Source organism: Paenibacillus sp. USDA918EY (assembly GCF_009870825.1).
GTDB classification, from domain to species: Bacteria; Bacillota; Bacilli; order Paenibacillales; family Paenibacillaceae; genus Paenibacillus_AQ; species Paenibacillus_AQ albilobatus.
Genome location: NZ_WTWY01000011.1, coordinates 168,024 through 183,424, shown reverse-complemented (window position 1 = coordinate 183,424; position 15,401 = coordinate 168,024). Strand labels below are relative to the sequence as shown.

At 58.8% G+C, this 15,401-nt stretch carries 11 protein-coding genes; all 11 read right to left on the bottom strand.

Annotation, left to right across the window (positions count from 1 at the left end):
- Positions 1 to 17: 17 nt before the first annotated feature.
- Positions 18 to 290 carry a hypothetical protein gene (locus GQY55_RS21015; protein ID WP_160043854.1) on the bottom strand — a complete coding sequence of 91 codons (273 nt, stop codon included), beginning with the start codon at positions 288 to 290 and terminating at the stop codon, positions 18 to 20.
- Entirely contained in the window at positions 287 to 625 is a 339-nt protein-coding gene (locus tag GQY55_RS21010; protein WP_160043853.1) for a restriction endonuclease subunit S, read from the bottom strand. The genes GQY55_RS21015 and GQY55_RS21010 overlap by 4 nt, the downstream gene beginning before the upstream one ends.
- 30 nt (positions 626 to 655) lie before the next feature.
- Positions 656 to 943, bottom strand: coding sequence for a nucleoside-diphosphate sugar epimerase (locus GQY55_RS21005; RefSeq protein ID WP_160043852.1), 288 nt, complete (start codon positions 941 to 943; stop codon positions 656 to 658).
- Between the two features lie 132 nt (positions 944 to 1,075).
- Positions 1,076 to 2,422, bottom strand: coding sequence for a glycosyltransferase family 2 protein (locus tag GQY55_RS21000; RefSeq protein ID WP_236575764.1), 1,347 nt, complete (start codon positions 2,420 to 2,422; stop codon positions 1,076 to 1,078).
- A 75-nt stretch (positions 2,423 to 2,497) separates the two neighbouring features.
- Complete coding sequence (locus GQY55_RS20995) at positions 2,498 to 3,616, bottom strand: GT-D fold domain-containing protein (RefSeq protein WP_236575763.1); 1,119 nt, start codon at positions 3,614 to 3,616, stop codon at positions 2,498 to 2,500.
- Positions 3,613 to 4,344 (bottom strand): sugar phosphate nucleotidyltransferase, encoded by a 732-nt coding sequence (locus GQY55_RS20990; RefSeq protein ID WP_160043850.1) that lies wholly within the window; start codon positions 4,342 to 4,344, stop codon positions 3,613 to 3,615. Before GQY55_RS20990 ends, GQY55_RS20995 begins: the two co-directional genes overlap by 4 nt.
- A gap of 21 nt (positions 4,345 to 4,365) precedes the next feature.
- Entirely contained in the window at positions 4,366 to 5,130 is a 765-nt protein-coding gene (locus GQY55_RS20985; RefSeq protein ID WP_160043849.1) for a glycosyltransferase family 2 protein, read from the bottom strand.
- On the bottom strand, positions 5,127 to 6,158 hold the full coding sequence (locus GQY55_RS20980) for a glycosyltransferase family 2 protein (RefSeq protein ID WP_236575762.1): 1,032 nt from the start codon (positions 6,156 to 6,158) through the stop codon (positions 5,127 to 5,129). Before GQY55_RS20980 ends, GQY55_RS20985 begins: the two co-directional genes overlap by 4 nt.
- A gap of 90 nt (positions 6,159 to 6,248) precedes the next feature.
- Positions 6,249 to 6,998, bottom strand: a complete 750-nt coding sequence (locus tag GQY55_RS20975; RefSeq protein WP_268895041.1) for a glycosyltransferase family 2 protein — start codon at positions 6,996 to 6,998, stop codon at positions 6,249 to 6,251.
- Positions 6,999 to 7,295: 297 nt separating this feature from the next.
- The gene (locus GQY55_RS20970; protein ID WP_160043848.1) at positions 7,296 to 13,892 is read right to left on the bottom strand and encodes a WIAG-tail domain; all 6,597 of its coding nucleotides are present in this window, start codon (positions 13,890 to 13,892) and stop codon (positions 7,296 to 7,298) included.
- Positions 13,893 to 14,163: 271 nt separating this feature from the next.
- Positions 14,164 to 15,321, bottom strand: a complete 1,158-nt coding sequence (locus tag GQY55_RS20965) for a glycosyltransferase family 4 protein (protein WP_160043847.1) — start codon at positions 15,319 to 15,321, stop codon at positions 14,164 to 14,166.
- Positions 15,322 to 15,401 lie beyond the last annotated feature (80 nt).

Genomic DNA, 15,401 nt, shown 5'->3' with positions numbered 1-15,401 from the left:
TCCTGTTCGTTCGGTCATCATGCATGCGGCAGTCGGGATGCGTTTAACCAGGGCGGCGCAGGAGTACCGCTGCGGGGTTGGCATAATGTGATACCCTGCAGCATCTCGCACATGACGGCTTGATGCTGCGTCAGGAGACGGATATTTTCGCTCAAACTTCGGGCGGACAATTCCGAATGGGAGGAAATATCCGCGATGCTGCCGAGAATCCGGGCAAGCGCCTGCTGGCTGTGCGCGATGGAGGCGATCAGCTCCAGCTTGGCTTCCTGTTCTCTAACGAAAAGACTCATTTTTCCATGTCTCCCAGATCGAAACCTGAGCCGAACATGCCGTCATCTTCCCCGAGGCCTCCTTCATCCTGAACGATAACGGCTTTCAAGTTGCTGCAAAGCCCGTTTTGGAGTTTGGTCAAACCTTCGAGCAGTTCGACGATTTGACCGTGGATTTGCAGCGGTTCGTTAAGCTGATGTTCATGCGTCTCGAAGGCGTCGGCCGTTAAATGATTGATCGCCCAGTTCCGGACTTTCTCGGCCTCGACGGCTTTGGCCTCCAAAATCATCGCAATGTTCCACTGAATTTTGGATGCGGCGTCCAGCATATGCAAAAAAGCCTGTTCCCTGCTCATCTGCAGCACTCTCCCATATCATATCTCCAATTACTCTTCCTCATGGCTGCCCAGCTCTTTCACGACATGATTCAGAGTCTCCGCGAGCGCTTCCTGAAGATCCGCGATACTCCCCAGATAGGCAATGATGCTTTTATTGATTTGCCCGGAGTTCTCGATTAATCCGCTGATGCCGTCAAATTCGGGATTCTCGTCCGGCAGGTCGTGGATAATCTGGGACAGCCGGACGGCCGTCTGCCGTTCGGCATCCAGAACTCTCGCGATCTGTTGATGGGAATGAGACATATGACTTAACATTTCATCAATTTTATTCTGCATGGTCGACTCCTCCTGTAGAATGTTGCGCGAAAAGCCGCGAAGGCCCGCCCCTCCTGATCCGCTTCTGCCTGTTATATCCTATGCCGGCCGCCCACATACAGTTACGCCTAACCCGGGGCTGGAAATAAATTATTACAGCACGGGGTTCTCAAGCACCGGAGGAGCAATCAGCGGCAATCCGCGCGGGATGGAACGCAGCTGCTCGGGCGGAATATGGACGATGCCCCTTTCTTTCAGGCTCCATCGTTTCAACGCATAATCGGAGACAAACGGCCGGACCGCCCCTTTGCAATATTGATAGGCGATCCCGTCGCCGCCGCTCACGATTTGCCCGTCGATCAGCCCGCCGGGGGCGGGCAGGAGCAGGGACAGTATATCCTGCTCCGATCGAACCGCCTCCGCCGTCGGGATGCTGCGAAGATCAAGCCTGGACAGCACCACGGGTTGGATTCCGATCTTTTCATCCAGGCCGCTGCACGGGTATTTCCTCCCTTCATGGAGAACATACTGCCGCCCTCCTTGATCTTGAACCAGCACTTGGGTAGGGAACAGATCGGCGGGAGTTCCGGACAAGGCGACATCCGCACCGCCCGTTCCGCCGCGAAACCCCAGCTGCCGCGCCTGGTCAACCCAGGCGTATGGATTGCCCCATTTTCCCGCATAATATTGCCCATTATGTCCTTCAACGGTCTGGAACTCTTCATTTCTCAAGCTTTTCATGCTGACGCTGCCGAAATGATGGATAAACGCGTCCCCTGCAATAACCAGCTTCAGGCCGCAGAGACGGATTCGGATGATCCAGTCGTCATCCTCGTAATTCCCGATGCGGAAGCCTTCATCGAAATAACCGACCCGCTCCAGCAGCTCCCTTCGGAACAGAAGGCAAAATCCGACGAGCCTGTCGGTCTGCTTCCATTTGGATGGGTCCGGTCGGCTGTAGGCATCCGCGTAATTCCACATTTGCTCCACCGTTTCGTAGGGCACCTCGATCTGCTGCTCGCCGCTGATATAATTCGTGACCGGCCCGACAGCCCCGATCCGGGAATCGCTGTGCAGGCAGCGCAGCATATGGGTGAGCCAGCCGTTTGTCACAAGCGTGTCGTTATTCAAAATAACGATGGTATCGCCTTTGGCCATCATCAGTCCCTGGTTGACGCCGCCGGCAAATCCCCGGTTCGTTTCCAGTCGCCTGTATCGAAGCTGTCCGGTCCTTTTTTCCAGATAGTCCTCTGTCCCGTCGGTCGAGCCATTGTCCACGACGATGATTTCGTAGGGTTCGGCCGTGTGATGTTCGATGCTTTCGATGCAGCGCGCCAGATAATCCGCCTGATTATAGCTTGGAATGACGATGCTCGTGCCGTGGAACGGCTGTCCGAACGTTTCGCTGCCCCTTGCAAGCCCCTGTTCATACCCGCGTTCGAACCCGGCCCTGTAACGCATGGCGGCCTCCTGCCCGCGGCCGTTTCCTGATCTTTTCATGTGCAACCCTCCTTGCATGTATGCTGTTCGTTCGCCGGAAGCGAAGGACATGCGTCCTGCCCGTCGCGATCCGTTCTAGTCGTAGGTCAGCTCGCCCGAAATGAGCTTATCGGCCAAATGGCCGAAATCAAGCGCCACTTTCCCAAGCTCCGCAGCAATGTTCCGGCAAATGACCACCGCCGGAATGCCGCCGGCAACCAATGCGATGTCAAACGCATGGCTTGCCGCCTCCGCAAGCACGCGCGATATGTCCCCGAAACCGTTGACGGGGGCAATCGCCCCGGCCACATGCACCCCCGAAGCGGAAAGAACGTTCGCCAAGGGCACCGCCTTGTTGCCGATGACGAGCACTTGCCGCCCCCGCAGCAGCTGCTGAAGCAGTTTTTGCTCGTGGAGCGCGTAATTTATGGTCGACACGGTAAAATCAAGCGTTTCGTGGCTGATGCCGAAATGGCGAAGAATCGGGAACAGCAGCCCTTGATACGTAGGCAGACGCGATGTCGGGATTCCGATGACGTCCGCTCCACGGACCGCTTCAACCAGCCGTTCCCGCGCATCGTGGTCGGGGAGGGTGATGCCGGCGGTTGGAAGGAACGGCCCGGCCGCCAATGATTGCTCCAGCGGAAGCACGGCGTCATGCGCCAAAGCGAGCAGCTCGCCGTCCCCCAGCCGGACTACCGACAGCGGTTGTCCGGCCGCCAATGATTGCTCCAGGCGGCGATAGACCTCTTCCGGCTTCATCAACGGTTTAAGCCGGTGCAAATACCCCTGCAGCCCCGCCTGCATCACCTCTTTGGCGGATACGTCGGGCAAAATCGTATAAGGCGGGAGCAGTGAAGCCACTTCCTCTTCCGCCCCGGCCGCGGCTCCCGTCCTGTATCCCTCGTCGTATCCCTTTGCATAGGCCGTCTCTTCCCTGCTCTCAGCGGCCAAATCCCGGATGTCCGCCGGTTCTTCCCTAGAGGTCTTCCGACGGTACGGCGCTGCCGTTCCGGGGAATCCGGTCACGCGTCTCCGGCGGCGGGACTGCGTTTTTCTCCACGGCTTGCGTCTCCGTTCCCCGCGTCTTGCCGAACGCAGCCCGGATAAGGTTCCGCCGCCGATTGCCTGCTTTGCCCTTTTGGGGCTACTGACAACGGCAGCCTTCTTCCGTAACGGAACGAAGGCTGCCGTGTGACGAAATAGCCGTGTCATGGGATCACTCCCTTCATGCGCCGGCCGGCTTCGTGCAGCGATTCGAAGGTGCCTGCGTCGCTCCACCATTTTTCGAGGATGTCGTATTCGAGTCTTCCTTCCGCCGCATACATGTTATTCACATCCGTAATTTCAAGCTCGCCGCGTTCCGAGGGATGGATCTGCGAAATGATGTCGAATACGGCGGTATCGTACATGTATATTCCGGTAACGCAATATGACGACTTGGGAACCGCCGGCTTTTCTTCGATTTTGGCGATCCGTCCCTGTTTTTTTCCGTCGAAGACGGGAACGCCGTAACGCCTCGCATCCGGCACCTGCTTCAGAAGCACTTTGGCCGTTCCTTCAGGCTGGCGGACAAAGCTGTCGGCGAAAGGCTTCAAATCATCCATGAACAAATTGTCGCCGAGCAGCACGACGAACCGTTCTCCTTCGGCTACAAATCCCCGTGCCAACTCGAGCGCTTCGGCGATGCCGCCCGCCTCTTCCTGAATCCGGTAGGTAAGATTGACGCCGAATTCCTTGCCGCTGCCCAAAAAGTCGGTATACAAGCCGGCGGACTGCTTGCCGATCACCATCAAAATATCGGTAATCTCCGCCTGGCGAAGCCTTTCGATCCCGTACAGGATCATCGGGTACTTCCCTACAGGAAGCAAATGCTTGTTGATCAGCCGGGTCAGCGGATACAATCTCGTTCCTGTCCCGCCTGCCAAAACGACGCCTTTCACTGCACTTCTCCTCCTTCGGGTTCACTTTTTATGCTCTTCGATAAACTGTCGAGGATCAAAATGCCATTTTTCCATAAATAAACGGTGATTTTTGTCGATCAATGCCTGCAGCTTTTCCGGCTCCGACCGACTGAAGCTGGCGCTTCCCCGGTGATGGACGAGCACGTCCCTGCATAGCAGCAGTCGATAGCCCGCCAGCCGGGCCCGGTGGCAGTAATCGTCATCCTCGTAGTGGCCTGGGGAAAACGCTTCGTCGAAAAAGCCGATGCGGTTCAACGCCGCCCTTTTCAACAGCAGGCACATGCCGATCAATCGCTTCACTTCGAGCCACCGCGCGGGATCCGAACGGTTATTGGCGGCGGCGATCCGCTGGAATTCCGGCAGGTCCCGGAAGGACAGCTCCACCTTTTGGATTCCGCTCGCGGCGTTGGTCACCGGCCCGACCAGTCCGACGTCCGGGCTGCTCTCTGCGGCCGCCAGCAAATTGTCGAGCCAGTTTTTCGTCACGGTCACGTCATTGTTAAGCAGCAGGAGATAATCTCCCCGCGCCACCTTAAATCCGACATTGCAAGCTTTGGGAAATCCCTCGTTTCCCGGCAGGGATGCGAAAACGATGCCTTCCCTTGCGCAATACTCATCCGTGCCGTCGGTGGAAGCATTGTCCACGACGACGATTTCGTAAGGAACGTCGGTATATCGGCGGATGGATTCGATGCATGACGCGAGCAACGGCAGCCCGTTAAACGTCGGGATAATGATGCTGGTCAGCGCTGCTTGCCCGTTCATACCGCATTCCTCCGCATCGCGATGTCCTTGCGGGACAAGGAGGTTCGCATGGCCGAAATTCCCCTGCGTTTCAATATTTCGCCTATCGCTTCCGCATGGTCGCCGACTATCATGGCGGCGACGCTGTTTCCCTTGCCCGTGTTCCCTTTTCGCTTCCGGTTGCCCGTAAAGACGTCGACGGCGTGCACCGCCTCTACCCGGTAACCCTCAAGCACGGCCACGGCTTGCGCTTTCGGCGGCACGGACAAAAGGCTCGGATCCGTTTCCCGGATAAAGCGGCCGGATAAGGCATGCGGCACGGCCGTCATGGAGTTTGCGCCCAGATCGCTCCGGGAAAGCGATGCATTCAAGAAGCTTTTGCAACGCGTCACTTCATCCTGGGCGGCAAACAACGGCAGAAAACCGTTCAGATCGTTCAAAGCGACGTCGCAGCCTCCGTCCGCCGCATATAAAAAGGGCGCCAAGTCTTCGGCGGCAATGGCCAAATCCCCGTCGCAGAACAACACGATGTCCGCTTCGGCTAACTTGGCGCCGATGCTTCTGCCCACATCGTGCCCGAGCGGCTCCGGATAATAAACGGCCGTCACCGATCGGTGCTCCCGAACGAGCGAGTAGCTGAGGTCCGTACAGCCGTTCAGCACGACGATGATTTGCCGGAGCGGCAGCCGTTCCAGCTCGCCGAGCACCGCATGGATGGTGCCTTCCTCATTGCTCACGCAAACGACGGCGGCCGCGCTTCCCTTCAGCAGAAGCGGTATGCCGTTCTCTTTGCTCCCCGAAGCCAGAGAGTAACCCTGCACGTAAGCTTCCGACAATCGTTTCATCCGGGCATAACCCGGCCTTTGCTGTATGCATGCGTTCATCCAGTCCACAAAGGATTGCTGAAGCTCGGAAAGATGCGTCCGCGACGCTCCGGCATCCGGGCGTGCGGCCTCTCCGGCCTTCCATCCGGCGCTGATCGCGCGGCGCAGCCAAGGATCACTCCTGCCGCCGCCTCGAGAAACGGATGAACGTTGTTGGCTTTTCATTGCCGGGCGTTTCCTTCCCACGCGGCGGATCCGCCGGTGGCTATGCCCGTGCTTTGTGCCGCGTCCCCTTTTTGTGGCGCTCATTCCTTCTCACCTTCCCACCCTGTTTCTGTCCCGGAACAAATCGCTGAACCCGGCTCTTGGATCCGTATCGGATAAATACCATTCCATCGCCCGCAAATGGTCGTCGATCACGACCTGCTGCAGCAAATCCGTTCCGTTATGCTTCACCCTGCGCCGGTTCAGCTTTCCAACCGGGACTTCGTGAACGGCTGCGACGTTCAAACCGGAACGGATGGCGATCGCTTGGGCAAGCGGGGGAACGGAAAGATGGCTAGCGCCGATGCAATCCGCCGCTTTGCGGCTGATCGCATGCGGAACGGAGGTCATCGAGGCCCCTGACAAATCGGAGCGGTGCAAAAACGTATTAAGCGCATGCTTGGCTAAAACGACAGGATGCGGCTGGCGGCGGCGGACCGGCCCGTTGTAACGGTTAAGCGCGACGTCGGTTCCGTTCAGTACTGCGGATACGAACGGCTTCAGATCCGCGCTGCCGATTTTCATATCGGCATCGACGAACAGCAGCACTTGACCCAAAGCGGCCTCGGCACCTATGGTCCGGCCGGCGTCATGCCCGAGCGGCTCGTCGTAGTGGAGCACGCGCGCCCCCATCGCTGCCGCGATCTTTTCCGTACGGTCGGTACAGCCATTAGCCACGACGATGACTTCGCTGGATTCATGAACCTGCCGGGCAGCCCGGATCACATGGCCGACCGTCCTTTCCTCGTTCATTGCGGGAATAATGACCGATACGACCGGGCACCCGCCTGTCCTCCGCATTAAAAATTTTGCCGGGCCGCGATTGCGGTCTCCGCGCCTTGGATGTCTTGATGTTCGCATGTTTCGAAATGGCTTGCGCATGCGGGCCATAATTCCCCCCCTGTTCCGAGTCGACGGATATTCCTTGAGTATCGTATGCGGCTGTTGGAAGAGCGGAAGCGGCGTTTGTGCATGTCGCTTCGGCTTCCGCCGCTTATCGGATCGCCGGCTGCCCGAGTCCCGGAACAAAAAGAGCCGGACCAAGGCGTGATCGGCCTTGATCCGGCTCGTATGAAGATAACTCCTGCGTTAGAACGGTTACGTCAGAGCGATGCCAACGGCAATCCAAGAGAGGAAACCGAACGTTTCGGCACCGTTTTGGCGTCTTACCACTTCAATGAACGCTATATCCTCCCTCTGGGTTTTGAGGACGGCATAAAAATCGGGATGGTTGCACATGGCCACGATGACGTATTGGTTGCCCGGGTACGGCTCTTGCAGCAGAATCGGAACTTCGACCTGCGTTTCTCCTTCTCCGATGCGGAAAGCGGTCATCCCGCACTGCTGTACGGTCGGCTGGCGCGAGGCGCTTCTTACCGGAGCAAATGCCAGATGGGATATCGTCACCGATTGATCGGCCAAATGTCTCCCTTCCACGGATTGGTTTTGAATATGCTGCCCGCCGACGGCTCCAGGCTGTAAATGCCATTCCTGGATGCTTTCGGCCTGCAGATGAAGCGGCAGGATCGATTGCGGCTGAATATGCGTGCTGCCGATCGCGTTGGGGGACACTTTGGCCGCATGGACGGCACCGTCGCGGAGCGCTTCTCCATGGACGGCTCCCGGAACGAGATGACGGGCTCCAATCGCGCCGGACTGGATATGGCTGCTGCCTACCGAGAATTCCGCCAGCTTATCGGCGGTTACCGCTTCCTGGCCCAAGGCTTCCGTGCTTACCGCTCCGCTGGCCAAATGCCGCTCCGTGATGCTTCCGTCTTGAAGGTGGCTGCCGCCCACCGCTTCCGGCTGCAAATGCCATTCCTGGATGCTCTCGGCTTGCAGATGCATGGGGAGGATCGACTGCGGCTGAATATGCGCGCTGCCGATCGCATTGGGGGCCACTTTGGCCTCTTGTACGGCACCGTCGCGGAGTGCTTCTGCATGGACGGCTCCGGGAACGAGGTGACGGGCTTCGACCGCGCCGGACTGGATATGGCTGCCGCCCACCGAGGATTCCGCCAGCTTATCGGCGGTTACCGCCTCCCGGCCCAAAGCTTCGGTGCTCACCGCTCCGCCGGCCAGATGCCGTTCTCCGACGATGCCCGGCTGCAGCTGGTCTTCGCCGACCGATTCGGGCGCCAAATGCAAATGGTCTACCGCGCCCGGGGCCAGATGCCATGTTTGCACCGACTGTTCCTGAAGCTGGGCCGATGATACGGATTCCGGAAGCAGATGCTCGCTGCCGATCGAGCCGGGGGCTATTTTATCCGCCGTCACGGCTTCCGCCTGCAAAGCCTCTCCCGATACGGCACCGCTAGCCAGATGGCGATCCGTTACGCTTCCGTCTTGAAGATGTCCGCTGCCGACGGCCTCTGCGGCCAAGTGGACGGCATGCACGGCTTCATCCGCCAAATGCTGCTCTTGTACGGCGCCTGCTTGAAGGTGATAGCTGCCTACCAGATCCGGCTGCAAATGCCATTCCTGGATGCTTTCGGCCTGCAGATGATGCGGAAGGATCGATTGCGGCTGGATATGCGTGCTGCCGATCGCGTTTGGCGCCACTTTGGCCGCATGAACGGCACCGTCGCGGAGTGCTTCTGCATGGACCGCTCCGGGAACGAGGTGACGGGCTTCGACCGCGCCGGACTGGATATGGCTGCCGCCCACCGAGGATTCCGCCAGCTTATCGGCGGTTACCGCTTCCTGGCCCAGGGCTTCCGTGCTTACCGCTCCGCCGGCCAGATGCCGTTCCGTGATGCTTCCGTCTTGAAGATGGCGGCTGCCGACGGCTGCCGGCTGCAAATGGTCATCCTGGATGCTCTCGGCTTGCAGATGCATGGGAAGGATCGACTGCGGCTGAATATGCATGCTGCCGATCGCATTGGAGGCCACTTTGGCCGCATGGACGGCACCGTCGCGTAGCGCTTCTTCATGGACCGCTCCGGGAACGAGGTGACGGGCTTCGACCGCGCCGGATTGAAGATGGCTGCCGCCCACCGAGGATTCCGCCAGCTTATCGGCGGTTACCGCCTCCCGGCCCAAAGCTTCGGTGCTTACCGCTCCGCCGGCCAGATGCCGTTCTCCGACGATGCCCGGCTGCAGCTGGTCTTCGCCGACCGATTCGGGCGCCAAATGCAAATGGTCTACCGCTCCGGGGGCCAAATGCCATGTTTGAACCGACTCTTCCTGAAGCTGGGCCGAAGATACGGATTCCGGAAGCAGATGCTCGCTTCGGATCGAGCCGGGGGCTATTTTATCCGCCGTCACGGCTTCCGCCTGCAAAGCCTCTCCCGAAACGGCGCCGCTAGCCAGATGGCGCTCCGTTACGCTTCCGTCTTGAAGATGTCCGCTGCCGACGGCCTCTGCGGCCAAATGGACGGCATGCACGGCTTCATTCGCCAAATGGGTGCTGCCGATCGCGCTTGGCGCCACTTTGGCCGCATGAACGGCACCGTCGCGGAGCGCTTCTTCATGGACGGCTCCGGGAACGAGGTGACGGGCTCCGATTGAACCGGACTGGATATGGCTGCCGCCGACCGAGGCTTCCGCCAGTTTACCGGCGGTTACCGCCCCCTGGCCCAGAGCTTCCGTGCTCACCGCTCCGCCGGCCAGATGCCGCTCCGTGATGATTCCGTCTTGAAGGTGACGGCTGCCCACCGCTTCCGGCTGTAAATGATCCCCCTGGATGCTCTCGGCCTGCAAATGGAGCGGAAGGATCGATTGCGGCTGAATATGCGTGCTGCCGATCGCATTGGGGGCTACTTTGGCCGCATGGACGGCACCGTCGCGGAGTACTTCTTCATGGACCGCTCCGGGAACGAGGTGACGGGCTTCGACCGCGCCGGATTGAAGATGGCTGCCGCCCACCGAGGATTCCGCCAGCTTATCGGCGGTTACCGCCTCCCGGCCCAAAGCTTCGGTGCTCACCGCTCCGCCGGCCAGATGCCGTTCCGCTATGATTCCGTCTTGAAGGTGGCGGCTGCCCACCGCTTCCGCAGCCAAATGGGCGGAATGTACGGCTTCGTCGGCCAAATGCTGCTCCTGTACGGCGCCTGCTTGTAGATGGCGGCTGCCCACCGCTTCTTGCTGCAAATGCCAATCTTGGATGCTCTCGGACTGCAGATGAAGCGAACGGAGCGTTTCCGGCTGAATGTGCGTGCCCAGAATCGCGCCTGGGGCGATTTTGGCCGATTGGATCGAACCGTCCTGAATAGCTTCGCCGTGCAAGGCGCCTGGGGCGAGGTGACGGGCTCCGATCGCGCCGGCCTGAATATGGACGCTGCCCACCGAAGACTCCGCAAGTTTATCGGATGTTACCGACTGCGGGCCCAACGCTTCCGTGCTTACGGCCCCGCTCACAAGATGCCGTTCCCCGACGATGCCGGTTTGCAGCTGGTCTTCGCCGACCGATTCGGCGGCCAAATGCATATAGTCCACTGCGCCCGGAGCGAGATGCCGTTTTTGAACCGAGTGTTCTTTCAGCTGATCCGAAGCTACGGATTCCGGAAGGATATGCTTATTTCCGATCGAACCCGGCGCAATTTTATCCGCCGTTACGGATTCTTCCTGCAATGCTTCCGCAGAGACAGCTCCGTTGGCCAAATGCCGTTTCGCTATGATTCCGTCCCGAAGATGGCGGTCGTCGATGCTATCCGCAGCCAAATGGGCGGAATGTACGGCTTCACTCGCCAAATGCTGCTCTTGTACGGCACCTGCCTGAAGATGAGCGGCGGTAACCGCATCCGCCGTCAGCTGATGGCTGCCGACCGATTCGAAAGCAAGCTTGCTTCGCGTGATGGCGCCGTCCTGAATGGCCCCGCCAAATACGGAACCTTCGTTCAGGTGCTCCGCGCCGATGCAACCTTTCTGCAGTTGCTCCGCACCGACCGATTTCGCTGCCAAATGGCGAGAAACGATTGCATCCGGGGCGATATGTCTTTCCTGAACGCTTTTTTCATGAAGATGGATTGAGCGGACCGCCTCCTGCTGCAGATTCACGCTTCCTACCGACTCGGCGGCCAGATGCCACGAGGTGACGGAGCCGCTTTTGATCGCTTCCGTGCCGACGGCTCCGGCGCTAAGATGGCTTTCCTGCACGATTCCCGGCCGCAACTGCTCAGAGCCTACGGCACCCGGCGCCATATGCCGGAACCCGACCGCGCCATCCTCGATTGCCGAGGAATGGACCGCTCCCTCGGCCACATGTTCCCTGCCGACCGCACCTTTCGCGATTTTGGAAGAAAGAATGCTGCCGTCTGCCAGCTTGCCTGACGTAACGGCCAAATCCTGAATTTTGTCCGTTGCGACGCTTTCAGGAGACAGCTTGAGCGAAGTTACCGCTTGATCGGCGAGATGAACATGGGTCACGATGGCCGGGTTCAGATGTTTCGTTTGAACGCTGCCCGCCGCCAAGCGGTCCGAAGTGACCGAATCCATCTTAAGGATATCCGTGCCGACGATTCCAGGCTGCAAATGCTCGGATGAAACAGCCCCTGCGCCGATATGGCGGGATTGTATGACTTCATCCGCAATGGCTTCGGATCCTACGCTCTGTTCGGCGAGATGCCGGCTGTCGACTGCCCCTGCACGGATATGTTCGCTGCTTATGCTTTCCGCTGTGACGGTTTCCCCTCCGACGGAACGCGGCGCCAGCTTGCTTGCGGTAACGCTCCCATCCGCCAGCTTCTCTGCCGTAACGGAAGAGGGCTGAAGTTGCACCGCCCCAACGATTCCTTTTGCAAGGTGTTTTTGTTCCACGGCATGTTCTGCTAGATGGCCGCCCTGAACGGAAGCCTGCTGCAGATGTTTCGATTCCACGCTGTTTTCAGCCAAATGTCCTCCGCTGACGGCTCCTTGCCGGATTTTAGAGGAAAGGATGCTGCCATCCGCCAGCTTGTCGGCCGTGATGGCCAAATCCTGAATTTTATCCGTTGCGATGCTTTCAGGCGACAGTTTTAGTGAGGTTACCGCATGATCGGCGAGATGGACATGGGTCACGATCGCCGGATTCAGATGTCTCGCCTGGAGGCTGCCGGCCGCGATACGGTCGGAAGTGACCGAATCTTTTCCGAGGATATCCGTGCCGACGATGCCGGGCTGCAGATGCACGGCCGAAATTGCCCCTGCTTCGATGTGGCGGGATTGAACGGCTTCATCCGCAATGGCGCCGGATTCCACGCTCAGCCTCGCAAGATGCCGGCCGCCGACCGCCCCTGCGCGAATATGCTCGGCCCCGATGCCGTCCGCCGCTACGGCTGCCCCTCCTACGGAACTTTGGGCCAGCTTGCTGGCGGTAACGCTCCCATCGGCCAGCTTCTCCGCCGTAACGGAAGCGGACTGCAGCTGCTCTTCTCCAACCGCTTTTTCCATAATGTGTTTTTGTTCTACAGCATCTTCTCCGATATGGATGCGTTGAACGGAGGCCTGCTGCAAATGCCTCGACTCTATGCTGTTGTCTGCCAAATGGGACCGACTGACGGCTCCCTGGCGAATGTGCCCTCCGGCAACCGCCCCCGGCGCAATCTGCGCTTCCTGCACGGCTCCTTGAGCCAAATGCCGGGATTGGACCGCTTCGCTCGCGATTTTGCTCGGCAGTATGCTTTGATCGGCGATTTTGGATGACGTGACGGCCTGATCGACGATATGGGCCGTGCTGACGGATTGCTCTTCCAGCTTGGAGGAACCGATGCTGCGGTCAGCGATGTGAAGAGCGGTAATTTCGCCCTCTCCGATATGCGAGCCGTCGATGCTTCCTTCCGCATAATGGATACTGCTGACGGCTGACGGCGCTATGCTTTTACCGTTGACGGCGCCTTGCTGGATATGGCTCGTCGTAATGGATCCTTCGGCCAACTGAACGGGACCGATGCTGCCGGGGGCGATTTGCCCGCTTCCGATCGTGCCTTCAGCCAGCAGTTCTCCCGTCAGCGATCCCTCGCGAATGTGGATGCCTCCGAGCGTGCGCTCTTTGATTTTTTCCCCGGTAATGCCGCCGTTGCGGATTTTCGAAGCCGTCACCGCTCCATCCGCCAGCTTCGACGTATCCACCGCGCCGCTCGCAAGATGGCGGGGTTGGATGCTTGAGCCGGCAATTTTGCTTTCAATGATCGCTTCTTCCTGTATCAACTCGCTGGTAATGACGAGTTCTGACAAATGACGCGATTTGATGGAGCCGTCGGCGATCTTTTCCGAGGCGATCGCCCGATCCTGAAGCTTGTCGGAAGATATGCTTCCGGCGCGGAGTTTTTCCCCACCGATCGAGTGGTCCCTGATCTTGCTTCCGCTGAACGCCCCGTCCGCCAAATGTTCTTCCATGACCGAAAATGCGGCGATTTTGGAGGCCGTAACCGAGCCTTCCGCCAAATGAACATGGGTCACGGCATAATCTGCGATCGCTTTCCCGTCTACTGCACCGGATTTTAATCTGGACGAATCGACCGCGCCGAAGGCGATTTTGGAAGTGACGATGGCGCCGTCGCTTAAATCTTCCGTATAAATGAAAGGCTGCGAAGCATCCGGCAGCTTCTTTTCCTCGATCCGTTCCTGAGCCGTCTCCTGCGGCTCAAGAGGGCATTCCTCCTTTTCCTCCGTTACCGTTACCGTTTCCGTGATGGCAACCGTTTCTTGCACTGCTTCCTCAACCGCTGCCTCAATCGCTGCCTCCGGCTGCACGGCGACGTCTGCCTCCGGCTGCACGGCCACGTTTGACTCCTGCTGCTCAGTGATTAGCGCCTCTGGCAATGCTTCTGCTACTGATTTGATCTGGGCAGGTATTTTCTGATTTGTTATCGTTGACTCCGCTCTTTCTTTTACAATCATATCTAATTCGTGGATATCCGGATTATCAACGAAATAAAGGCGGCTGACGTTTCTGTCGGGTTGTTTTTTACCCTTTTTTTTCAAAACCCCTCGCTCCCTTCCTGGCCGTATCATCCTTTGGCATCATATGCGGCGGACTAGGCCTTTGTCACAGCGAAGCGAGCTTTTGCATCATCCCGTGCCATCTCGCGGCCGTCTGCTGCCAGTTGAAACAGCGGGCTGCCCGCAGCCGCCCCGCCTCCCCTAACGATTGCCGCAGCCGTTTTTCGTTCAGAAGGCGGATGATCGCAGGTCCGAGCGCGGATCCCAAAGAAGACTGCGGCAGCACGATTCCGGTTTTTCCGTCCTCCACGATTTCCGGTATGCCCCCCGCATCGGAAGCGACGACCGGAACCGCCGACGCCATCGCCTCCACGTTGACCAAACCGAAAGATTCGCCCTCCGCGGATGGGACGACGACAACGTCGGCCAAATGATACCAGTACGAAACAGCCGGATACGGGACGAAAGGAATGAAGGTAACATGATCGGGAAAAGGTTTTGCCAGTTCGTGAAGGTACCGTTCATACGAATGGGGACGACCCGAGCGGTAATAAGGGCTTCCGACGATCAGCACCATCACGTCCGGAACGGCACGCGCCAGCTCCGGCAGGGAGGAAAGCAGATGATGTACTCCCTTGATCGGCAGCAGCCTCCCGGCATACATGACGATCCGCCTTCCCTGCCATCCCCTGTCCTTCAGCTTGGATTCCCGCAGCGCCTCGGAGGCCGGACTCCAGCGCGGCGTAAAATCCGCCAATTTGACGCCAAGCGGATTGACACTGATCATTTCCCGGAGCGCGGGATGACGTGCGGCGATTTCAAGCTTCAAATACTTGCTGTTGACGACGAGCCGGTCCAACTGCCGCAAAATCCGGCCGGCGGTCTCTTGGTCCATGTACGGCGGCGAAATATAGGTGAGGGAATGGATGGACGATACCACTTTGCTGTCCGGCAAAACCTCCTGGATTCTGCCGGCCAAAGCGGGACGGTTTTGTACGTCGATCACCCCGGGCTTCCACGCCTGAAGGGCCGCGACGACGCTTGGAGCATACCGCGCTCCATCCGGAAGGCGATGCACGGGGATCCCGCCGTCGATCGACCCGATTACCGGGCGGCCCGGCTCGCGAACCCCGTAAATCCGTATGTCGAAACCGTCGGGAACTAAAGGGACCATTTGTTCCACCACCCGTTCGACCGAACTGCTCCGGCCCGACGGGATATAAAACGAACCCGGCGTCACCACTGCGGCTTTTTGCTTCTGCATCTTTCGGCTACCACCTCGCCTAAGGTTTTAAAGTACTTGATCCGAAAGAAAAAAATAATGCGTGTTCCAAAGAGAACCCG

Coding starts and splice junctions, on each gene's coding strand:
- GQY55_RS21015 (WP_160043854.1), bottom strand. CDS start 290: ATGAGTCTTTTCGTTAGAGAACAGGAAGCCAAGCTGGAGCTGATCGCC.
- GQY55_RS21010 (WP_160043853.1), bottom strand. CDS start 625: ATGAGCAGGGAACAGGCTTTTTTGCATATGCTGGACGCCGCATCCAAA.
- GQY55_RS21005 (WP_160043852.1), bottom strand. CDS start 943: ATGCAGAATAAAATTGATGAAATGTTAAGTCATATGTCTCATTCCCAT.
- GQY55_RS21000 (WP_236575764.1), bottom strand. CDS start 2,422: ATGAAAAGATCAGGAAACGGCCGCGGGCAGGAGGCCGCCATGCGTTAC.
- GQY55_RS20995 (WP_236575763.1), bottom strand. CDS start 3,616: ATGACACGGCTATTTCGTCACACGGCAGCCTTCGTTCCGTTACGGAAG.
- GQY55_RS20985 (WP_160043849.1), bottom strand. CDS start 5,130: ATGAACGGGCAAGCAGCGCTGACCAGCATCATTATCCCGACGTTTAAC.
- GQY55_RS20980 (WP_236575762.1), bottom strand. CDS start 6,158: ATGAAAAGCCAACAACGTTCATCCGTTTCTCGAGGCGGCGGCAGGAGT.
- GQY55_RS20975 (WP_268895041.1), bottom strand. CDS start 6,998: ATGCGGAGGACAGGCGGGTGCCCGGTCGTATCGGTCATTATTCCCGCA.
- GQY55_RS20965 (WP_160043847.1), bottom strand. CDS start 15,321: ATGCAGAAGCAAAAAGCCGCAGTGGTGACGCCGGGTTCGTTTTATATC.